This window comes from Sporosarcina pasteurii, from assembly GCF_041295575.1.
GTDB lineage: Bacteria > Bacillota > Bacilli > Bacillales_A > Planococcaceae > Sporosarcina > Sporosarcina pasteurii.
The window spans coordinates 3203026-3224416 of record NZ_CP160452.1 but is presented as its reverse complement, the minus strand read 5'-3'; the positions used below and the strand labels follow the sequence as shown (position 1 = coordinate 3224416).

Below are 21391 nucleotides of genomic sequence, written 5' to 3'. Positions count from 1 at the left end.
ATGCTCAAAAAGAGGTGAAATGAAATGAAAACAAATCAATCAAGTGTAAATATAGAGACTGAAGAGCAACTCGAAGAAAGTCCAAGTGGTTTAAGAGTCATCTGGCGTGAATTATTGAAAGATAAATTGGCGTTAACATCGTTAGTGCTTTTAATTTTAATCGCGGCATTTGTTTATGGGATTTCACTCTTTTTAAACCAAGATGAAATTGTAAAGGTAGACTTGTTTGCAATTAATGAAGCACCTTCAAGTGAATATTGGCTTGGAACAGATTACGGTGGACGTGATGTATTTGGACAATTAATTATCGGTACGAAAAACTCATTGTCCATTGGGATTTTAGTCACGTTAATGAGTGGTTTTATCGGTATTGTTGTCGGAATTATTTCAGGTTATTTCGGTGGCACGGTCGATAATATTATGATGCGCGTTGTCGACTTTTTTATGGTATTACCATTTTTAATGATTGTTATCGTTTTTGTTGCGATTGTTCCAAAGTATAGCATAATGTCATTTTCATTAATTATGACGTTGTTTTTATGGATGGGAATCACCCGGCTTATTCGTTCTAGAGCCTTACAAGAAGCGGAGTTAGATTATATTCAAGCGTCTAAAACATTGGGCTCATCACATATTAAGATTATGTTTACGCAACTATTGCCAAACTTAAGTTCTTTAATTATTGTGACGATGACTTTGAATTTAGCAGCGAATATTGGGATTGAATCCGGCCTATCGTTTTTAGGTTTTGGATTTCCTGAATCTACGCCGAGTTTAGGGACATTATTAAGTTATGCGCGAAATCCACAAGTATTGGAACATAGATGGTGGATTTGGTTACCGGCAGCGCTGCTCATTTTGGTTTTAATGTTAGCAGTGCGAAATGTTGGAGAAGCGATGAAACGAGCAACAGATGCTAGACAAAGAAGAGGTTAATCGTGGCATTCAACAAAGGGTCAAAATCACATCACAAATCACTTTGAGGAGGTGGTGCACTAGAGCTTCAACATAGCTGTAGAGCATTGGTAAACGAATCAAGGTAAAAATTATAAGAAGGGGGAGTTCATAAATGAAGAATTTCAGTAAAGCGTTGTTAGCACTCATGTTAGTGTTAGTATTGGCGTTAGCTGCATGTAGTGGCGGCGATGATCAAAAAGACGCGGGCAAAGAGAAGGAAGAAGGTAAAACAGAACAAAAAGAAGGCGCAGGAGAAGATGCTGGCGAAGACGCAGTAGCTGATTCACCAATTTCCGCTTTCGACACGCGTTCGGAAACTGGAGAAGTTGAAGAAGGTGGAACGTTAAACTTTGGTCTAGTATCTGATACACCATTTGAAGGTACGCTTAACTTTAACTTCTATGCTGGTGCACCAGATGCGGAAGTAATCGAGTGGTTTGATGAAAGTTTACTTAGTATTGATGAGGACTTCCAGTATACACAAGACGGAGCAGCAACTTTTGAGCATTCGGACGATTACAAAGTATTTACGTTCAAAATTGGTGATAATGTAAACTGGCATGACGGGGAGCCTGTTAAAGCAGAAGACTGGGCATTTTCATATGAAGTCATTGGACATGCTGACTATGATGGTCCACGTTATGGTTCTGATTTCACAGTGATTGAAGGTATGGAAGCATACAACGCTGGTGAAGCTGAAGAGATTTCGGGTATTAAGGTTGTAGATGAAAAAACACTAGAAATCACGTATACAAATCCAACACCATCATTACTTGCGGGTGGAATCTGGACATATGCAATGCCAAAACATATTTTTAAAGATATCGCAGTAGCAGATATGTCTTCTTCTGATGCAGTTCGTAAAAATCCAATCGGAATGGGACCATTTAAAGTTGAAAGCATTGTACCAGGTGAGTCGGTCGTTTATTCTAAAAACGAAGATTACTGGCAAGGTGCACCAAAGCTAGATGAAGTTGTGTTAAAAGTAGTCGATCCATCAGTCGTTGCAAACGAACTTTCTTCTGGAAAAATCGATGTTGTCGATGCATTCCCAGCAGATCAGTATGAAACGAACAAAGACATGGAAGGTGTAAAATTCCTTGGCGATGTCGATAACGCATATACTTATATCGGATTTAAATTTGGTACATGGGATAAAGAAAATGCCCAAGTTGTTTATAAACCTGAAGAGTCAAAAGTAAGTGATGTAGCGTTACGTAAAGCAATGTGGTATGCGGTAGATAATGATGCAGTAGGAGAAAATTTCTATCAAGGATTGCGTTGGGCGGGTACTACACTGATTGCACCATCTCATGCGAACTTCCACGATGCAACAATTGAAGCACCGAAGTACGATAAAGAAAAAGCAATTGAAATCTTAACTGATGCAGGATATGTCGATACAGACGGAGATGGATTCGTAGAAGATCCAGACGGCAATGAACTGAAATTGAATTTCGCTTCGATGTCGGGTGGAGAAGTTGCGGAGCCAATCGCAAACTACTATATCCAATCATGGAGAGATATCGGACTTGACATTGAGTTATTAGACGGACGTTTACAAGAATTCAACACATTCTATGACCGCGTTGGTAATGGCGGTAATGATGATCCTGAAGTAGACGTGTATATGGGCGCTTGGTCAGTAGGATCAGACGTTGACCCAACAGGATTATACGGACCAAAAGCAATGTTTAACTTCCCACGTTATGTGAACGAGAAAAACACTGAACTACTAGAAAAAGGTGTTTCTGATGAAGCATTTGACGTAGAATTCCGTCAAAACGTGTATAAAGAGTGGCAACAATTAATGGTGGAAGAAATTCCAGTGTTCCCTACATTATACCGTGCTGTACTAGTACCAGTGAACGAAAACCTATTAAATTACACAATCGATCGTGATGACAATTTCTATAGACATGAAATTGGTTTTAAAAAGTAAGTAGTAATTGGTTAAGTCGTAATATGCGAGTTGGCTACATGCTGACTTGTGTGTTACGGCTTTTTTTAGTTACTTGTAATTTTAAAATTCGGCATGCGGGAGAATTACTCTCTCGACCATTTGAATTCCGCCCCGGCCGTTCTGAATCCCTCTCCTGGTCATTTGAACTCCGCTCTTGGTTTTGAATTCCTCTCTCGTCCACATAAATTCCGCCCTCGCCATTCTGAATTCCCCACTCGTTCGTTCAAACTCCCTCTACCAACCAATCTATGCTACTAAATTGCATAAAACTAACTACGTTCACATAGACTATGTCCTATGAGAGATCGATAGGTTGTTCGAGGTTGGCTGTAAGCGTTTGTTATCTAATAGATGCAAAATGCATGAATGAGGAGGGGTCGCTGAATGGTATTATACATACTAAAACGTTTTTTTATGATGATTATTACAATCCTTATCGTTGCCACATTGACATTTTTTTTAATGCATAAGATTCCAGGTTCACCGTTTGATGAGGAGCGAACTTCGAATCCAGCTATCCAGGAAAACTTAGAACGATTTTATAAACTAGATCAGCCAGTCTCTGTGCAATATGTAAATTACTTAAAATCGATTGCAACGTTTGACTTTGGGCCTTCTATTAAAAAACCAAATGAGACGGTGAATAGTTTGCTTGCGCGGGGATTTCCAATTTCATTGGAGCTTGGCCTCGTGACCATTCTCGTTGCAATTATTTCCGGGGTAATACTAGGGACATTTGCTGCACTGCGGCATAATGGCATCATTGATTATTCAGCAATGACCTTTGCTGTCATTGGTATTTCCGTCCCGAACTTTGTACTTGCAACATTGTTAATTCAAAAGGTTGCGGTCGATTGGCAATTGCTTCCCCCAGCTACTTGGAGCAGTCCGTTGCATATGATTTTACCGACTTTTGCACTTGCGACAGGACCGACAGCCATTATCGCACGTTTAACGAGGTCTAGTATGTTGGAAGTGTTAACCCAAGATTATATTAAAATGGCACGTGCAAAAGGGCTTTCACCGTTTCGAATCGTAACTAGACATGCCTTACGAAATGCGTTAATGCCTGTCGTGACAATTATGGGAACGATGCTTGCAGGGATTTTAACAGGAACTTTTGTGATAGAGAAAATCCTTGCAATTCCGGGGATGGGAAAGTATTTCGTAGACAGTATTAATAATCGAGATTATCCAGTGATTATGGGGACAACTGTTTTTTATAGTGCTTTTCTTGTTTTTATGCTATTCCTTGTTGACATTGTCTACGGTTTTCTTGATCCGCGGATTAAATTGCATAAGAAGGAGGGGGATGTGTGATGACTAAAAGTGGACAAGAGTTTGGAACCCGTAAAAGTGTTCAGGACGAATGGTTTAAACCACTTAAAAGGGAGAGGCATCAAGCCGAGTCGGTAGTTCGTCCCTCTATCTCTTATTGGCGCGATGCATGGCAACGACTACGGAAAAATAAACTTGCGATGACGGGATTATTTTTTCTATCCCTTTTGACACTTTTTGCAGTGTTTGGTCCGATTTTATCGCCTCACTCCGTTACAGAAATGAATTTACCGAACCAAAACTTACCTCCATCAGCAACCCATTGGTTTGGGACCGATGAAATGGGCAGAGACGTTTTCACACGAACATGGTACGGAGCTAGGATTTCGTTGTTTGTAGGTGTGATGGCAGCGCTAATCGACTTTTTTATTGGCATTATTTACGGCGGCATTAGCGGATATAAGGGTGGATTGACCGATACGATTATGATGCGGATTATTGAAGTTTTATATGGTCTTCCGCATTTGCTTGTTGTCATATTATTGTTAGTCGTGATGGGGCCAAGCCTAACGACAATTATAATTGCCTTAACGATTACTGGTTGGGTTGGCATGGCACGTATTGTAAGAGGGCAAGTTTTGCAAATTAAAAATTATGAGTTTATCACCGCTACAAAGTCATACGGGGCGTCAACGCCGAGAATTATTCGAAAGCATTTACTCCCTAATACAATGGGGCCAATTATCGTTCAAATGACATTAACTGTCCCGAGTGCTATTTTTGCGGAAGCATTTTTAAGTTTTCTTGGACTAGGGATACAAGCCCCTTTTGCCAGTTGGGGAGTAATGGCCAATGATGCTTTGCCTGTTATTTTATCAGGACATTGGTGGCGTTTATTTTTCCCGGCATTTTTCATCTCAATGACGATGTTTGCGTTTAATGTGCTCGGCGATGGCATGCAAGATGCACTGGATCCGAAATTAAGGAGGTGAGCATGTTGGCTAAACGAATAAATCACATGGATAAGGAAAGTGAGAAGATGCTTTCCGTTCAGAATTTGCACGTTGCATTTACAACATTTGGTGGAGAAGTTCAGGCGGTTCGTGGTGTTACATTTGATTTAGATAAAGGAGAAACCCTTGCAATCGTTGGGGAGTCAGGGTGTGGAAAAAGTGTAACGGCGAACGCAATTATGGGGTTAATTCCTGAACCGGCCGGGAAAATTAAAGCGGGCCAAGTCATTTTTCAAGAACACGATATGACAAAGTTAAATAAAACCCAATTAAGGAAGATTCAAGGGGTAGACATCTCGATGATTTTTCAGGACCCGATGACTGCACTAAATCCGACTTTGAAAATAGGAGAGCAGTTAATCGAAGGGGTGCGCACCCATTATAAACTATCCAAATTGGACGCGAAGAAAAAAGCGATAGATATGTTGGAACTTGTAGGCATTCCAAGTGCTGAAGAAAGGTTAAATCAGTATCCGCATCAGTTTTCAGGGGGGATGCGTCAAAGGATTGTCATAGCCATTGCGTTAATTTGTGAGCCAAAACTGCTCATTGCAGATGAACCGACAACGGCGCTCGATGTGACAATCCAGGCACAAATCTTGGAGCTATTTGAAGAGATTCAAGAAAAGACGGGCGTTTCAATTATATTAATCACGCATGATCTTGGTGTCGTTGCAAAAATTGCTGACCGAATTGCGGTGATGTATGCGGGGAGAATCATTGAGATTGGATTAAAGCGAGAAATTTTTTATCATCCGCAACACCCTTATACAAAGGGCCTATTAAACTCTGTTCCTCGCTTAGATTTAAAAGATGAAGAGCTAGAACCAATAGAAGGGACACCGCCGGATTTATTTTCACCGCCAAGTGGTTGTTCATTCACAGCTAGATGTCCGTTTGCAATGGAAGTGTGTGACTTAGTGTATCCAACAGACACGCATTTGACGAACGACCACATAGTAAACTGTTGGCTACAAGATGAACGAGCCATTCAGATGCAAGGATAATTAGGTATGTCGCATGAAAGTGCTGTTTATAAATAAAGGGGGAGTTTGTGTTGAAAAAATGGTGGATGTTACTCATTGTTGCTTTGATGGCAATTGCACTCATCGCTTGTACGGCGAATGAAGAAGCTGGAAAGGAGCCGCAAAAGGAAGGCGAGGAAACAGAAGAGACGGAAGAGGCAACCGATGAAAAGACGGATAAGAAGGTTCTCTATTTGAATAACGGAGATGAACCGACTTCGTTTGATCCGTCAGTTGGTTTTAATGCCGTTTCGTGGAGTCCATTAAACAATTTAATGGAAGGATTGACGCGCCTTTCAGAGGACCATATAGCAGAAGAAGCAACGGCAGAGAAAATTGATATTTCCGATGACGGATTAACGTATACATTTACGATCCGTGAAGATGCGAAGTGGTCAAATGGCGACCCGGTCGTTGCAGGTGATTTTGTCTACGGTTGGCTTCATATGTTAAATCCTGAAACGGCTTCTCCAGCCGCATTTTTAGCGTATTTTATTGAAGGGGCAGAAGCCTACAATAATGGGGAAGGTGCCGAAGAAGATGTTGCGGTGAAAGCAGTCGATGAACGTACTTTTGAAGTTGTTTTGACAGCACCAACGGAGTCATTTTTAAATATTATTACGAACCCAAGTTTTTTCCCGGTGAATGAAAAAGTGGCAACTGAGAATCCAAAGTGGCATACAGAGGCAGAAACATTTGTCGGAAACGGCCCTTTCAAACTTGTCGAATGGGACCATGATGTGAGTTTTGCTTTTGAGAAAAATGAACATTACTGGGATGCCGACGTTGTGAATCTAGACCGTATTGAATGGGCAATGGTGATTGATTCAACGACGGAATATCAAATGTATGAAGCAGGAGAATTAGACGTATCGGGCGTACCTGCTGAGTTATCTGAACAACTGGCAGATAGCGATGAGCTTCGTATCGATGATCAAGCGGGACTTTATTTCTTCCGATTTAATACATCGATGGAGCCGTTTACGAATAAAAAAATCAGAAGAGCATTTGGGCTTGCGGTTAATCAAGAAGAAATTGTTGAGTACATTACGAAAAATAATGAAAAGCCGGCACATGGTTTTGTGTCCTATGGATTTATCGGGCCAGATGGAAAAGAATTTAGGGATACAGCAGGAAAGCTTGTAGAGTTCTCACCAGACGAAGCGAAAAAATTATTAGCGGAGGGAATGGAAGAAGAGGGGTATGATGAACTTCCAACCGTTACGTTAACATATTCAACAAGTGAATCTCACCAAAATATTGCGGTGGCACTACAAGCGAAGTTTAAAGAAGTGCTAGGTGTCGAAATAGAGCTTCAAAATGTGGAAGGGTCTGTATTTTTAGCAGAACAGAAAGAACATAAATATCAGTTTTCTCGTTCTTCATTTTTACAAGACTATGCGGATCCAGTCAATGCGCTTGAAAGTTTCATCACCGATTCGCCAATGAATCGGACGACTTGGTCAAATGCGGAGTATGATGAATTAATTCATAAAGCGAAAAATGAAGTGGACGAAGAAAAGAGATGGGATTTACTTGTGCAAGCTGATCGATTATTAATGGAAGAAATGCCAGTCTTCCCGCTGTACTACTACAATGCGGTAACGCTTGAAAAGCCAGGTGTTGAAAATATTTTGCGCCACCCAGTTGGGTATATTGATTTGAAGAAGGCAGATAAAAAGTAAGACGGGGATCGTAAACGGGGGCGGCGAATAGCGGCCTCCTTTAAAGCATATCTTTTTACGTTCATTTTCTCTTCATTAAAGAATCATCGCGCCAGATGTCGTAATGATATGGTAGATTGAATGTAGAACAAAAGTTAGGAAGGAAAGTGAATAGTTGATGAGAGTTCGTCCGAAACGTTTACAAAAAGGAGATACAATTGGCATCGTGTCGCCTTCGAGTCCACCAGGAAGAGAAGAACTAGTGAAGTCATTGCTGTTTCTTGAAGAGTTGGGGCTAAAGTGGAAGTTTGGAAAGCATGCTAAAAACATTAATGGTTATTTGGCGGGAACTGACGAAGAGCGTCTTGAAGATTTAGAGACGTTGTTTCAAGATCCTGAAGTGAATGGCATTATTTGTTCAAGTGGCGGGTACGGGGCGGGTCGAATTGTGGATCAAATTGACTTGCAAATTATGAAAGAACACCCAAAAGTGTTTTGGGGATTTAGCGATATTACATTTCTCCATACAGCGATGGGCTTGTATTCAAACTTAGTGACATTCCACGGGCCAATGCTTGGGCCAAATATCGGGAAAGATACATTTGAAGACCTATCGAAAAAAATGTTCCAACAATTATTTGAACCGATGGAATTGCATTATACAGAGGATATTTCTCCGTTAGAAACGATCACTTCAGGCGTTGCGCGTGGAGAGTTAATCGGCGGAAACTTATCTTTACTTGTTCGTACGATTGGGACGAAATTTGAAGTGGATACGGCTGGGAAACTCTTGTTGATCGAAGATATTGGGGAAGAACCTGCACGTGTTGATGGCTTATTGAATCATTTACGTATGGCAGGCAAGTTGAAGGAAGTTGCGGGTGTTGTCGTAGGTGATTTTGCAAGGACTGAAACGGAGAAAAAGTGGACACTGACGTTAGATGAAGTGCTTGACCATTATTTAAAGCCGCTTCAAGTACCTGTGGTAAAAGGTTTCAAAATAGGTCATTGTGAACCACATTTTGCCGTTCCGCTTGGCGTAGAAGCGAAGTTAGATGCGAATGAAAAAACATTGACGATATTACCTGGGGTTGAATAAATAGAAATGTCTTCATGAAAATATCGTATATTGAAGTTTTAGTTCCACTGCTTGAACATCACCAGATTCAACCTTAAGCAATTGAAGCGTTGAAATAAAGGAGACAGAGTATGGAACAATCGGTGTTGCTTTCTGTGCAAAATTTAAAACGTTACTTTGATGTCGGCCGAGGTGTTCAATTAAAAGCGGTTGACGGGATTTCTTTCGATATTTATAAAGGGGAGACATTCGGTCTTGTGGGTGAATCAGGATGTGGAAAATCGACGGCAGGAAGAACCATCTTAGGCTTATATGAAAAAACAGACGGCAACGTTTTATATGAAGATAAAAACATCCATGAGTTGAATGAAAAAGACCGTCAAACGTTTTTACGAAAGATGCAGATGATTTTTCAAGATCCATATGCGTCGTTAAATCCCCGCCTAACAGTTCTGGAGATTATTTCGGAACCTATGATTGTTCATAAGGTGCTGAATTCTAAAAAAGAAATAGAAGAGCGCGTTATTGAGTTGTTGGAAGATGTCGGATTGAACCGAGACCATGCGAATCGCTATCCACATGAGTTTTCGGGCGGCCAGCGCCAACGAATTGGCATTGCCCGTGCGCTGGCGCTAGACCCGGATTTTATTATTGCAGATGAACCGATTTCAGCATTAGATGTATCCGTTCAAGCACAAGTGGTGAAGTTATTGCAACGTTTGCAGCGGGAAAAAGGATTAACCTATCTATTTATCGCGCATGATTTGTCGATGGTCAAGTATATTTCAGATCGTATTGCTGTTATGTATCTCGGGCATATTGTCGAATTAACGACGAGTGAAGCGTTGTATGAGCAACCTTTACATCCTTATACGGAAGCTTTACTCTCCGCAATTCCCATTCCAGACCCTGACGTTGAAGAAACGCGTGAGCGAATTTTGTTAGAAGGCGAATTGCCGAGTCCAACCAATCCGCCGTCTGGTTGTGTATTTAGAACGAGATGTGCTTATGCAATGCCTGTTTGTGCGATGGTAAAACCTAGATGGATTGAAAAAACGAAAGGTCACTCGGTCGCTTGTCATTTATATGATGAGGAAACGATGCAAAAAGAAAATAGAGCACCGGTTAAAAAGCAGTTATTCTTGTAGAATAACTGCTTTTTATGTTGGGAATAATTTATTTATGGAGGGTATGAGTAATTCAGTGTTGCGAGGTTTTGTGAGAGTGTTTCATTGTTTCGTGGAAGCGTTGCATTGTTTGTCTAAAACGTTGCGAAGGTTGGTGAGTGTTGCTAAGATTTCAAGAAGCGTTGCAAACTTTCATGCGTACATTGAAAAAACTTCAGCAGCCAATCAAAATAAGTGTATACTTGTAAATACCGTTAAATTAAAGGAGTAAAATATATGTTGAAAACACGAAAAATGAGCGAATCACGTACAGTTCAAACGAAACTAGTATTGCCGCCGGATACAAATCATTTAGAGATGATTTTTGGTGGAAATGTACTCGCATACATCGATGAAATTGCGGCAATTACAGCAATGAAACATTCTAATCGTGCAGTTGTAACGGCTTCGATTGATAAAGTGGATTTTGTTTCGTCTGCAAAAGTAGGCGATGTTTTGGAATTAGAGGCAGTCATTAGTTCAACTGGACGAACTTCGATGGAAGTATACGTGACCGTTCATTCGATTAATCCGCTTAAAGAAAGCGTTAGAAAATTAACGACGGAATCTTTTTTAACGATGGTGGCGATGGATGAAGATAATCAACCAGTTCCTGTTCCAGCAGTTCAACCTGAAACTAAAGAAGAAAAAGCTTTATTTGAAATGGGTCCAGCACGTTTGGCGCATCGAAAAGAACGTCTTAAAACGAAGCATTGATCAACATAAAAAGTCTGCCACGGCAGACTCTTTTAAATTAAAGTCATCAACAACCAAAAGAATGATATCAAGACTAAATGTGGATAAACCCATTTCGACTAATTTTTCATTTAGATATACACATGTGGATAACCTCGTTTTCTGTCGAATGAACATTTATACACATACTCTTGATCTTCTAGTTATGGACATAATAACCCCTGCTTTATTGCGGAAAATTGAACGATTCGCGTTTATTTTCGTATATAAGCAAAGAGGGGCACTCGGATGAAAAAGATGTTTGTAGAAAATCTTTTTATTGGTTGTTTATTCAAACTCTAAAAACTCAATCCGATTGCCGAATGGGTCGTTTGTGAAAAAGCGAGAACGTCCATCAATTGGGGCTTCTTCATGAATTGCATAGCCTGCTTCTGCCAATCGTAGTTTTAGTTCCTCAAGCGCATGAACGGTAAAGCCGGGATGCGCTTTTTTGGCTGCGACGAAATCTTTTTGAATGCCGATGTGTACTTCTTGAGAACCGCAAATGAACCAACAACCTCCGCGGCCTTGCAAATTTGGGGGCTTTGAGATTTCTTCCATGCTGAGTAATTCTCCGTAAAACTTTCTAGCTGTATCCTCGGAATCTGGTGGGCTAGCGATTTGAATATGGTCGATACCTGTAAGAAATGTGCTCATTTTCAATCACTCCTTATACTTACTATCTTTAGTATAATCATCTACTAATTAATTCACTATTCGTATATTCTAATCTGGTGCGATAAGAAAAAGTTATTGATTTATTAATTTAACATCTATTTCGCTAATAGGAATGGCTTTTCCTAAAAGAAATGGAACCTTTGCTTGATGAAGTCGTAGTACTAAGTGGGGCGCAATTAGTTGCCCGTGAAACGGTAGATGACATTCGAGAGTTGCACGGCGTTGATATGACGACTTGGATGGCGTCTTTATTTAAGGGGGAGAAGTAATATGGTAGAAAAACCAGTAGTAGAACTACGCGGTTTATCGAAAACAATTGGGAAGAAGAAAATTATTGATAACTTAAATTTGTCTTTGTATCCTGGACAAATTACGGGGTTTTTAGGGCCGAATGGGGCGGGGAAAACGACGACGATTCGAATGATGGTTGGGTTAATGAAGCCGACACATGGAGATGTGTACATAGACGGCGTTGCACTTAGCGAAAATTTTGAAGAAGGCCTTTCAAAAGTAGGGGTTATCGTTGAAAATCCTGAGATGTATAAGTATATGTCAGGGTATAAAAATTTGGTGCACTTTGCGAGAATGCATCCGAATGTGACGAAAGCGCGTATTGACGAAGTTGTTCAACAAGTCGGCTTGCAAAACCGGATTCATGAAAAAGTGGCTTCTTATTCGCTTGGGATGCGGCAAAGACTTGGCCTTGCACAAGCGCTGCTTCATCGACCAAAGTTTTTGATATTAGATGAACCGACAAATGGTCTGGATCCGGCAGGAATTCGTGAATTTCGGATGTACTTAAGAAGTATTGCGGAAAAAGAAGGCGTTTCAGTATTTGTATCGAGCCATATGCTTTCAGAAATTGAATTAATGTGTGACCGGATTGCGGTCATTCAAAACGGTAAACTGTTAAACGTTGAGGAGATGTCTGATGCAAGAGAATCACATTATTATATAGAAGCGTCTCCGTTAGAAAAAGTTGAGCAGATTTTGATGGCAGAAGGAAGATTAATGGAGTCATTTAAAGATGGACTGCTTCTTCAAATTGAAAAAGAAGAGGTTCCTATTCTTGTAGGTCAGTTGGCAGCTGAAAATATTCAACTCTATGCGGTCCAACCACATGTGAAAACGCTAGAAGATCAGTTCTTAGAATTGACAGGAGGTGGCCAAATTGCTGAAGCTCATACAAAATGAATGGATGAAATTATGGCAGAAAAAAGGAACTTGGGTAATGATGATTTTGCTGGCGGCAATTATTATTGGATTTACAGGGCTGGCGAAATTATCTGAGCGAATGTACGATAACACGGAGTGGATTGAGTCCATGGAGATGGAATTGGCTGATGTTGAAAAAGAGTTGGCCGCTCCAGAGTTAGATGAAGAAGATAAAGTTCATCTATTGCAGCGCCAGGAAGAACTTCAGGCTAACATCGCGATGAACGTGGAAAGTACGAAGCCGCAAACGCGTGAATCGGTTATTTTGGACACGTTTGGACTCATGTCGATTGTAACGTTAGTTTCAATCATTGTCTCTTCAAGTTTAGTATCAGTTGAGTTTTCACAAGGGACGATTAAAATGTTATTGTCACGGCCAGTGAATCGGTGGAAAATCCTAACGTCTAAATATGTGACGGTCATTTTGTTTAGTTTATTGGCCATGGTCGTGATGTTTGTAGTGAGCGTGATTGGGGCGTTTATTTTCTTCCCTGGAACGACAGAAAGCACGCTATCGTTTTACGAAACAGAGATTGCTACGTCCGCTGTTTGGGGAAAGTCCTTGTATTTAATGTTTTTAGCGTTGATTAATACAATTGTCATGTCAACATTGGCATTTATGATTGGCACGGTTTTCCGCTCTACGTCGCTTGCGATTGGGGTCTCTATTTTCCTTTATTTCACAGGCAATATGATTGTGTTCTTTATGGAAAAATATAAGTTCGCGAAGTTTATTTTATTCGCGAATTCGAATCTCACACAGTATGAAATTGGATATCCGATGTTGAGCAATACAACAATGGCTTTTTCGGCAGTTGTCATTGCTGTTTATGTTGTGATTTTCCTAGTTTTGAGTTTCCTTTCATTTACAAAACGTGATGTAACTGCTTAAAAAGTTGTCTGAGCGATAGGCGTCGGCGAGGCTGGTTCTTCGTCGACTTTTTAATAGCTACAAATAAAATCTATTTTCAAAATTAAAAGAGGATTTAAACAATGGTTTGACGAAGAAAATACCTATATCGAGAGGAGAATAAATTTATGAAATCACCAGTGGCAAAACGAATTCCACATCTCCATAAATTACATGGCGATGTGCGCGAAGATGACTATTATTGGCTGAAGGATAAAGACAATCCGGAGGTTATTCAGTATTTAGAGGAAGAAAATCGATACTATGACGAAATCATGCGCCCACTTGAAGAACGAACTGAACAGATTTATCAAAGCATGATTGACCGCGTTCCTGAATCGGAAGAGGACGTACCGGTGCAATATGGTCCTTATTTCTATTATTCTCGTATGGATAAAAGTAAGCAATATGCGATTTATGCACGAAAGCGAGCGGAAAGTAGGGGTGATTTATCTGAAGCGCAGGAAGAAGTAGTGCTAGATCTAAATGAATTGGCTAAAGAAGATGCGTATTTGAGTGTGACCGAGCAGCGAATTAACACGGATCAAACTCGTCTCGCTTATTTAGAGAACCGGGATGGAACGGATCGGTATACGATTTTTATTAAAGACTTGGAAACAGGAGAACTATTGGCGGACCAGATTCCAGATGTCTTTTTATTTGGGAGTATGGAATGGAGTCGTTGTGGCGAATACATTTTTTACATTACTGTGGATGAACATCAACGCCCGTCCCAGTTATGGCGACATCGTTTAGGAACTGATACGGATCAGGATGAAATGATTTATGAAGAAAAAGATTCGACGTTTACAGTATTTATCGCTAAATCACAAAGTGGAAAATTTATTTTTGTCGAATCATTTTCAAAAACGACGAGTGAGGTTAGTTTACTAGATGCAGATTCTCCGCTGGCCCCCTTACAGCTAATTGATGAGAGACGGGATGGAATCGAATATTCCGTAGAGCATTGGGGCGATGATTTGCTGATTTTAACAAATGAAGGCGCGCAGAATTTCCAGTTGCTTCGCTGTCCACTTGATGACCTGAACTCGAGGGAAAACGTTGTTGCGTACAAGGAGGCCCAATATCTTTTAGCGGTACATCCTTTTCATGATGCGTTGCTTGTCGCAGGCCGGGAAAATGGCTTGACGCAAATTTGGATGGTCCAAGATGGTGCGTTGGAGCGGGTTGATTGGGCGGATCCACTTTATACGGTGTCAGTGCTGTCTAATCAAAGTTACGAGGCGAAAGAAGTGTTAGTTGAGTATGAAACGTTCCTTACGCCAACTACAACGTATGCGCTGAATTTGCAAACGGGTGAACGACAGTGTTTACAAGTTGCGCCTGTTAGCGGGGAATACAACCCTTCGAATTATCGTCAAGAGCATTTGTGGGCGGTTGCCAAAGACGGTGTCAAAATACCGATGACGATGGTTTATCAGAAAAATGCGTTTAATCAAGGCCCTGCACCGTTGATTTTACATGGGTATGGATCGTACGGAGCGAATAGCGATCCACATTTCAGTCCTTACCGTCTTCCGGGATTGGACAAAGGGATTGTGTTTGTTACCGCCCAAGTACGCGGGGGTTCTGAAATGGGTCGGAGTTGGTACGAAGATGGAAAAATGCAGCATAAGCGAAACACGTTTACTGATTTTATTGCCGCAGCAAAACATCTGATTGCACATAAGTACACAACGCCAAGTCAAATGGCCGCTCGCGGAGGAAGTGCGGGTGGGTTGCTTGTTGGGGGCGTCGCGAACATGAGTGGTGAACTGTTCCAAGTAATTGTTCCGGAAGTTCCGTTTGTCGATCTTGTAACGACAATGCTCGACACGACGATTCCGCTTACTACTTTAGAATGGGATGAGTGGGGCGATCCTCGAGAACGGGAAGATTATTTCTATATGAAGTCGTATAGCCCCTATGATAATGTTGAGGCGAAAGACTATCCGCATATGTATATCACAACCGGCCTAAACGATCCGCGAGTCGGCTATTGGGAACCGGCCAAATGGGTCGCGCGGTTAAGGGCTTTAAAAACGGATGACAATACGCTCGTTCTTAAAACGAATATGGGGGCCGGCCATTTCGGTAAATCAGGTCGTTTTAATCACTTAAGAGAAGCAGCGGAATGCTATGCGTTTATTCTGGATAAAATCGGTGTTACGCAGGAATTAAAAATTTAATGACAATGAAAAAACAGGTGGAGAAATGATTCTCCGCCTGTTTTACTTTAGCGTTTTTTTAAATTACTTGTGAATTAATTACTGGTTGCCGTCGCTGCTGAACGTACGAACTAAACCAGCGATTGTACCGATACCAACGAATGCAAATAGCGTAAACATAATGTATAAGAACCACATGAAGCCTTCACTCCCTTTTATCGATCACTCACTTTGCATCTATTATATCACTTTAAGAAATTTCGGGCAATGTCATAACGCGGAAGATTGTGGCAATACAGAGAATGTTATTGTTGAAGAGTTGTTATATATAATTTTGTCGAATTTGGATACCGCTCAGCCTACTCTGAACCCTTAACCGAATTCCTCGCAATAGCTATTGAAGTTCCCGCAATCAACTTTGAACTCCACTCAATTTATTGAATTCCGCGCATTTGCATTTGAAGTCCCCGCAAAGTGCTTCGGATTCCGCTCAATCAATTTTGAACTCCGCCCAATGAATTCATAATCGATCTAAATCAAGGCATATACCAAACAACAAGATGAATAGACTAATTATTGTTTGAAAATATAAAACAGTCTAAGAAGATTCTTTCGTAAACCGAATAGATTGCTATAATAAGTAGAGGGGGAGGTTGTGAAGATGATTAAACAGTCAATCATTGAAAATGTACTTGAAGCCGCGCTTTCAACGGGCGGGGATTTTTCTGAAGTGTTTATTGAAGATCGTTATGCGAATTCAATTGGACTTCAGGATGGAAAGATTGAGCAAAGTATTTCAGGCCGGGATTTTGGGATAGGGATTCGTATCTTCTCGGGACTTCAAAATGTGTATACGTATACGACAGATTTCTCTGAGGAAGGTTTGGTAAAGGCGGCGAAACGAGCAGCGCTTGCTATAAAAAGTGGCGGAAATGGGTCGATTCATCCGCTTCAAAAAGAGATTATCCAGCCGATTCATCATATTGAAAAATGGCCTAGGACCGTTGCACATACGCAAAGAGTGGCGGTTATGAAGCAAGCAAATACCATTGCGAGAAATTATGATGAACGCATTCATCAAGTCGGTATTCGTTATATCGATGAAGAGCAAAATGTACTCATTGCAAACTCGGAAGGTAAGTTTGTCGAAGATACGCGCGTACGAAGTAGATTGGCAATGCAGACGACAGCTTCAGATGGTGCGGAATTGCAAACCGGATTTTACGGGCCGGGTGCTTATGCGGGATTTGAGTTTATTGAGAACTTAAATTTACATCATTATGCAGGAGAAGCGGCGCGAATCGCGGTGACGATGCTGGAGGCAGATGAATGTCCAAGTGGGAAGTTTCCGGTCATCATTGATAATGAATTTGGCGGCGTAATTTTCCATGAAGCTTGTGGACATGGGCTTGAGGCGACATCTGTTGCGAAGAATAACTCAGTTTTTGCGAATCGAATTGGCGAACGAGTGGCCCCGGAGATTGTTACGTATATTGATGACGGTACGATTCCGAATGAGTGGGGTTCCCTGAATATAGACGATGAAGGGGAAAAGACGCGTAAAAATGTATTAATTGAAAATGGAATTTTAAAAGGGTACTTAATTGATAAATTTAACGCACGTCGGATGAATGCTGAGGCAACCGGTTCTTCCCGTCGACAATCGTATCGATACAACCCGACATCTCGGATGACCAATACGTATATTGCACCTGGTCAATCGACGCCGGATGAAATTATTGCAGCTACAGAAAACGGCATTTATGCAAAATATATGGGCGGCGGTTCTGTAAATCCAGCAACCGGTGACTACAACTTTGCGGTTTCGGAAGCGTATCTTGTAAAAGATGGAAAAATTGATAGACCTGTACGTGGTGCAACGCTTATTGGAAACGGTGCCAAAACATTACAAAAAGTGGATATGGTCGGGAATAATTTAGGCCATGGCGCGGGAATGTGTGGATCACTGAGCGGTAGTTTGCCAGTGAATGTCGGTCAGCCGATGATTCGCGTAAGTGAAATAACAGTCGGCGGAACGAAGGGGGAATAAATGTTGAAAAACAATGAATTTCAATCCAAATTATTAGCTGAAGCGAAGAACGCAGGTTTTTCGGAAGCTGAAATCTATTATGAAAAATCTTCTTCTTTTCACTGTACAATTTTTGAAGGCGCGATAGACAGTTATGAAACTGCCGAAGAGGGCGGAATCGGATTTCGTGGTTTGTATAACGGAAAAATGGGTTACGCCTACACTGAAAAAGTTGATGACGATTCCATTGCCTTTTTAATTCATCAAGCAAAAGAAAATGCATCCATTCTTGACGAGGATGACGGAACGACAATTTTCGAAGGAAGCGAGCAGTACAATACGCATTCTTTTTATAATGAAGCCTTAGCGAATGTACCAAACGAAGAAAAGATTGCGCTCATTCAGTCGATTGAAAAGAAAGTGCTGGCGTATGATCCAAGGATTGTCACGCTGAATTACTGTGTGATTCAAGATTTTTCTACAGAACGTGCGATTGCAAATGATAAAGGGTTATCGATAGATGAAAAGAGAAATGGGCTTGTCGTTTTTGTTTCGGCTGTTGCGAAAGATGGAGAAGAGATGAAAACGGGCAGTGCTGTTAAAATGACGCGCGATTTCAATTCGATCGATGCGGATGTATTTACAAAAGAGGTAGCTGAAGAGGCATTGTCACACCTCGGCGAGCAATCGATTCCGACGAAAAAGTATCCGGTCGTTATGCGCCATGATGCTTCAGCGTCCTTACTTTCAACATTTTCACCTATTTATTCAGCAGAAAATACGCAAAAAGACCAATCTTTATTAAAAGGAAAAGTTGGCCAGACGATTGCATCTTCCGCGTATACACTAGTGGACGACCCAAGTCACCCAGATTCCTTACGGGGAACAAACTTTGATGGTGAAGGGGTCGCTACGAAAAAGCAGACGATTGTATCAGAAGGAAAGTTGGAAACACTTTTCCATAATCGTAAAACCGCACAAAAAGACGGCGTTGAAACGACGGGGCATGCCCGTAAATCATCCTATAAAGGAACACTTTCAGTTGCGCCAATTAACTTGTACATTGCACCAGGCTTGAAAAGTAAAGAGGATTTAATTGCCTCGATTCAAGATGGTGTGCTCATTACAGGTTTAGCAGGTTTACATTCGGGCGCCAATACTATTTCTGGGGACTTTTCAGTGGCGGCAACAGGATTCCATATTCAAGACGGCCAAATTACTGCTCCTGTCAAACAGATGACGATTGCAGGGAACTATTTTGATTACTTAAAACAGATAGAAGAGGTTGGGGCAGATTTGGAGTTCTCCCCAGGTGGCTATGGTTCACCTTCTTTATTGGTCAAGGAACTTTCCGTCACAGTTGATCATTAAAAAGAAAACAGGGCATGTTAGATGCCCTGTCTCTTTAAACCTTACTTATTTGCGTTTTGTTCTTTTAATAAATCACGGATTTCTGTCAGTAAAGCTTCTTGTGCATCAATCGTTTCTTCTTCTTCTTCCTCAACGACTTCTTCTTTACGTTTAAACTTCGCGAGTAAACGAATGAATAAAAAGATGACGAATGCAACGATTAAGAAATCGAGGACAGATTGTAAAAATACACCGTATGTAATATCCACGCCTCTTATTTTTTGATTGAGGCCGGTTAAGTCAATACCGCCTGTTAGAGCGCCAACAATCGGCATAATAATATTTTCGACGAGAGAGGAAACAATTTTTCCAAACGCTGCGCCAATCACAACGGCGACCGCTAAGTCCAACACATTTCCTTTAAAAGCAAATTCTTTAAAGTCTTTCCACATATAATTCCACTCCACTTAACTATTTTACTGCTCAAGACATACTTGTTTTTCATACCCGATATTGATAGGAATGAAACCTTTATTATTCTAAAAAACTTTTCACCTTTTGTAAACCATTAGTTTGCGCATCGCCATTGGTATTTACTTAAATCGATTTTTCCGTGGATTGAAAATTCGACGCCTTCCATCTCAAGCATTACCCGTTGTTCACTTGCAGTAAGGGAAATTTCTCCTTTTGAATTAATCACCCGATGCCACGGTAATTGATATTTTTCGCTCGCTGAATGAAGAATCCAGGAGACTTGCCTTGCAGCACGTGCACTTCCTGCTGCTTTCGCAATTTGTCCGTACGTTGCGACTTGACCATATGGAATCGATTGAATCAGTGCAATAACTTTTTTTGTGAATGGTTTCATAGTCGTTCTCCCTATTCTGAAGTATCGTATTGAAAATTGATATCGTTAGTATACTGAACTGTAAAGTGACAGACAACTGTACAGAAGGAGGGATTAGGCGTGTCCAATCAAAAAATTACCCCATTATTAATGTTCAATGGCGAAGCGGAAGAAGCGATGGCACTTTATACATCTGTTTTTGAGGATGCTAAAATCGAGAGTATATTACATCAAGAAAACGGGGAAGTGCAGCATGGAACGTTTTCTATTAACGGACAAGTTTTCATGACGGTGGACAACAGCCATGGCGAATTAGTCGATTTTACGCCTGCAATGTCTCTATTTGTGACTTGTAAGAGGGAAAGCGAAATTGATTACACATTTCAAAAGTTGTCTGAAGACGGAACGATTGTCATTGACTTAGCGGAAACCCCGTTTGCTGTAAAATTTGCTTGGATCATTGACAGGTTTGGCGTTTCCTGGCAATTGCAGCTTGAGAAGAGTGAGTAAGCAGTTCATGAGACAGAACCTTGGCTACGTGGATTCTGTCTCGTTGTTTTTGCGTGGATGTTGACAAGCGCTGTAAATGATTGCGCTAATGGTCACACATATTGTGCTCGCTGCGATTCCACCAACAACATCACTTGGATAATGAACACCGAGGTAAATACGGCTAGTGGCAATCATAAAGGCCATAAACGAAGCAAATGAAAGGAGAGCAACGCGGCCTCCTACCGTTTTAATATTGCGCCATAAAATATAGGTAATCATTCCGTATAAACTAAAGGCCATCATTGTATGACCACTCGGAAAACTATACCCACCGGCATCCATAATTCGATATATTTCAGGGCGTGCTCTTTTAAAATGACCTTTCAGCAATTCATTTAAAGCAATCGTTCCAACAATTGAAAAGGCGAATACAAATGCCTGCTGACGATGTTTATAAACGAAAAATAAAAGAAAGCAAACAATTATTGTGATTGGAACGACGGCTTTGGCTGAACCAATCCAAGTGAATGTTTTAAAAAGGACCGTTAGCCAAGGTGCCTCTAGTCCTTGGACTAATCGAATAATTGGTAAATCAAAGCTTTCAATTTTTCCGCTACCAACGAGGTTGGCCATGGTTATAAATAAACTCCCACTCACAACAATAATTACAAGTACAATTAAAATGTTTTTTGATAATCCTTTCATCGCTAACCTCCATTTTCTACGATTGTATACCATTTTTAGAAAAAGTGTTAAAGATATCCGATGAGCACTACAACTCGTAATTGGAAGTATCTTTGATATAATAAACATAGAAATCAAA

General features: G+C 40.8%; 20 protein-coding genes. 16 read left to right on the top strand and 4 right to left on the bottom strand.

What is annotated here, in order from left to right:
* Positions 1 to 24: 24 nt before the first annotated feature.
* The 9 genes from AB1H92_RS15720 to AB1H92_RS15680 all read left to right on the top strand — a co-directional run bounded on the left by AB1H92_RS15720 (position 25) and on the right by AB1H92_RS15680 (position 10861).
* Positions 25 to 936, top strand: coding sequence for an ABC transporter permease (locus tag AB1H92_RS15720; RefSeq protein ID WP_115363820.1), 912 nt, complete (start codon positions 25 to 27; stop codon positions 934 to 936).
* A 133-nt stretch (positions 937 to 1069) separates the two neighbouring features.
* Entirely contained in the window at positions 1070 to 2899 is a 1830-nt protein-coding gene (gene opp4A, locus AB1H92_RS15715) for an oligopeptide ABC transporter substrate-binding protein (RefSeq protein WP_115363819.1), read from the top strand.
* Between the two features lie 405 nt (positions 2900 to 3304).
* Positions 3305 to 4240, top strand: a complete 936-nt coding sequence (locus tag AB1H92_RS15710; RefSeq protein ID WP_115363817.1) for an ABC transporter permease — start codon at positions 3305 to 3307, stop codon at positions 4238 to 4240.
* Entirely contained in the window at positions 4240 to 5190 is a 951-nt protein-coding gene (locus AB1H92_RS15705; protein WP_115363815.1) for an ABC transporter permease, read from the top strand. Before AB1H92_RS15710 ends, AB1H92_RS15705 begins: the two co-directional genes overlap by 1 nt.
* Before the next feature lie 26 nt (positions 5191 to 5216).
* Positions 5217 to 6218, top strand: coding sequence for an ABC transporter ATP-binding protein (locus AB1H92_RS15700; RefSeq protein ID WP_115364196.1), 1002 nt, complete (start codon positions 5217 to 5219; stop codon positions 6216 to 6218).
* A gap of 50 nt (positions 6219 to 6268) precedes the next feature.
* Positions 6269 to 7921 carry a peptide ABC transporter substrate-binding protein gene (locus AB1H92_RS15695; RefSeq protein ID WP_370475172.1) on the top strand — a complete coding sequence of 551 codons (1653 nt, stop codon included), beginning with the start codon at positions 6269 to 6271 and terminating at the stop codon, positions 7919 to 7921.
* Between the two features lie 157 nt (positions 7922 to 8078).
* Positions 8079 to 8999 carry an LD-carboxypeptidase gene (locus AB1H92_RS15690; protein ID WP_115364194.1) on the top strand — a complete coding sequence of 307 codons (921 nt, stop codon included), beginning with the start codon at positions 8079 to 8081 and terminating at the stop codon, positions 8997 to 8999.
* A 110-nt stretch (positions 9000 to 9109) separates the two neighbouring features.
* Entirely contained in the window at positions 9110 to 10126 is a 1017-nt protein-coding gene (locus AB1H92_RS15685; RefSeq protein ID WP_115363813.1) for an ABC transporter ATP-binding protein, read from the top strand.
* 255 nt (positions 10127 to 10381) lie between these two features.
* Complete coding sequence (locus AB1H92_RS15680; RefSeq protein WP_115363811.1) at positions 10382 to 10861, top strand: acyl-CoA thioesterase; 480 nt, start codon at positions 10382 to 10384, stop codon at positions 10859 to 10861.
* Between the two features lie 306 nt (positions 10862 to 11167).
* Here the strand turns inward: AB1H92_RS15680 and AB1H92_RS15675 are convergent, their stop codons facing one another.
* Complete coding sequence (locus AB1H92_RS15675; RefSeq protein WP_115363809.1) at positions 11168 to 11536, bottom strand: VOC family protein; 369 nt, start codon at positions 11534 to 11536, stop codon at positions 11168 to 11170.
* A 161-nt stretch (positions 11537 to 11697) separates the two neighbouring features.
* On the opposite strand from AB1H92_RS15675, the gene AB1H92_RS15670 reads away from it, so the two are divergent.
* The 6 genes from AB1H92_RS15670 to AB1H92_RS15645 all read left to right on the top strand — a co-directional run bounded on the left by AB1H92_RS15670 (position 11698) and on the right by AB1H92_RS15645 (position 19250).
* A complete protein-coding gene (locus AB1H92_RS15670; protein WP_256594316.1) occupies positions 11698 to 11826 on the top strand; it encodes a hypothetical protein in 129 nt (42 codons plus the stop codon).
* Between the two features lies 1 nt (position 11827).
* Positions 11828 to 12751, top strand: coding sequence for an ABC transporter ATP-binding protein (locus tag AB1H92_RS15665; RefSeq protein WP_115363807.1), 924 nt, complete (start codon positions 11828 to 11830; stop codon positions 12749 to 12751).
* Positions 12729 to 13664, top strand: a complete 936-nt coding sequence (locus AB1H92_RS15660; protein ID WP_115363805.1) for an ABC transporter permease — start codon at positions 12729 to 12731, stop codon at positions 13662 to 13664. Before AB1H92_RS15665 ends, AB1H92_RS15660 begins: the two co-directional genes overlap by 23 nt.
* 146 nt (positions 13665 to 13810) lie before the next feature.
* Entirely contained in the window at positions 13811 to 15871 is a 2061-nt protein-coding gene (locus tag AB1H92_RS15655) for a S9 family peptidase (RefSeq protein ID WP_115363803.1), read from the top strand.
* Positions 15872 to 16511: 640 nt separating this feature from the next.
* A complete protein-coding gene (locus AB1H92_RS15650) occupies positions 16512 to 17900 on the top strand; it encodes a TldD/PmbA family protein (protein ID WP_115363801.1) in 1389 nt (462 codons plus the stop codon).
* Entirely contained in the window at positions 17901 to 19250 is a 1350-nt protein-coding gene (locus AB1H92_RS15645) for a TldD/PmbA family protein (RefSeq protein ID WP_115363799.1), read from the top strand. It begins immediately after the preceding gene.
* Positions 19251 to 19291: 41 nt separating this feature from the next.
* On the opposite strand, the gene mscL is transcribed toward AB1H92_RS15645, so the two are convergent.
* Positions 19292 to 19681, bottom strand: coding sequence for a large conductance mechanosensitive channel protein MscL (gene mscL, locus AB1H92_RS15640; RefSeq protein ID WP_115363797.1), 390 nt, complete (start codon positions 19679 to 19681; stop codon positions 19292 to 19294).
* Between the two features lie 116 nt (positions 19682 to 19797).
* Positions 19798 to 20097: an MGMT family protein gene (locus AB1H92_RS15635; RefSeq protein ID WP_115363795.1), complete on the bottom strand. Its 300-nt coding sequence runs from the start codon at positions 20095 to 20097 to the stop codon at positions 19798 to 19800.
* 99 nt (positions 20098 to 20196) lie between these two features.
* On the opposite strand from AB1H92_RS15635, the gene AB1H92_RS15630 reads away from it, so the two are divergent.
* On the top strand, positions 20197 to 20586 hold the full coding sequence (locus tag AB1H92_RS15630; protein WP_115363793.1) for a VOC family protein: 390 nt from the start codon (positions 20197 to 20199) through the stop codon (positions 20584 to 20586).
* 24 nt (positions 20587 to 20610) lie between these two features.
* Here the strand turns inward: AB1H92_RS15630 and AB1H92_RS15625 are convergent, their stop codons facing one another.
* Complete coding sequence (locus AB1H92_RS15625) at positions 20611 to 21273, bottom strand: phosphatase PAP2 family protein (RefSeq protein WP_166739569.1); 663 nt, start codon at positions 21271 to 21273, stop codon at positions 20611 to 20613.
* Positions 21274 to 21391 lie beyond the last annotated feature (118 nt).

Coding starts and splice junctions, on each gene's coding strand:
- AB1H92_RS15700 (WP_115364196.1), top strand. CDS start 5,217: ATGGATAAGGAAAGTGAGAAGATGCTTTCCGTTCAGAATTTGCACGTT.
- AB1H92_RS15705 (WP_115363815.1), top strand. CDS start 4,240: ATGACTAAAAGTGGACAAGAGTTTGGAACCCGTAAAAGTGTTCAGGAC.
- AB1H92_RS15710 (WP_115363817.1), top strand. CDS start 3,305: ATGGTATTATACATACTAAAACGTTTTTTTATGATGATTATTACAATC.
- AB1H92_RS15645 (WP_115363799.1), top strand. CDS start 17,901: ATGTTGAAAAACAATGAATTTCAATCCAAATTATTAGCTGAAGCGAAG.
- AB1H92_RS15680 (WP_115363811.1), top strand. CDS start 10,382: ATGTTGAAAACACGAAAAATGAGCGAATCACGTACAGTTCAAACGAAA.
- AB1H92_RS15720 (WP_115363820.1), top strand. CDS start 25: ATGAAAACAAATCAATCAAGTGTAAATATAGAGACTGAAGAGCAACTC.
- opp4A (WP_115363819.1), top strand. CDS start 1,070: ATGAAGAATTTCAGTAAAGCGTTGTTAGCACTCATGTTAGTGTTAGTA.
- mscL (WP_115363797.1), bottom strand. CDS start 19,681: ATGTGGAAAGACTTTAAAGAATTTGCTTTTAAAGGAAATGTGTTGGAC.
- AB1H92_RS15635 (WP_115363795.1), bottom strand. CDS start 20,097: ATGAAACCATTCACAAAAAAAGTTATTGCACTGATTCAATCGATTCCA.
- AB1H92_RS15675 (WP_115363809.1), bottom strand. CDS start 11,536: ATGAGCACATTTCTTACAGGTATCGACCATATTCAAATCGCTAGCCCA.
- AB1H92_RS15625 (WP_166739569.1), bottom strand. CDS start 21,273: ATGAAAGGATTATCAAAAAACATTTTAATTGTACTTGTAATTATTGTT.
- AB1H92_RS15650 (WP_115363801.1), top strand. CDS start 16,512: ATGATTAAACAGTCAATCATTGAAAATGTACTTGAAGCCGCGCTTTCA.
- AB1H92_RS15655 (WP_115363803.1), top strand. CDS start 13,811: ATGAAATCACCAGTGGCAAAACGAATTCCACATCTCCATAAATTACAT.
- AB1H92_RS15665 (WP_115363807.1), top strand. CDS start 11,828: ATGGTAGAAAAACCAGTAGTAGAACTACGCGGTTTATCGAAAACAATT.
- AB1H92_RS15685 (WP_115363813.1), top strand. CDS start 9,110: ATGGAACAATCGGTGTTGCTTTCTGTGCAAAATTTAAAACGTTACTTT.
- AB1H92_RS15690 (WP_115364194.1), top strand. CDS start 8,079: ATGAGAGTTCGTCCGAAACGTTTACAAAAAGGAGATACAATTGGCATC.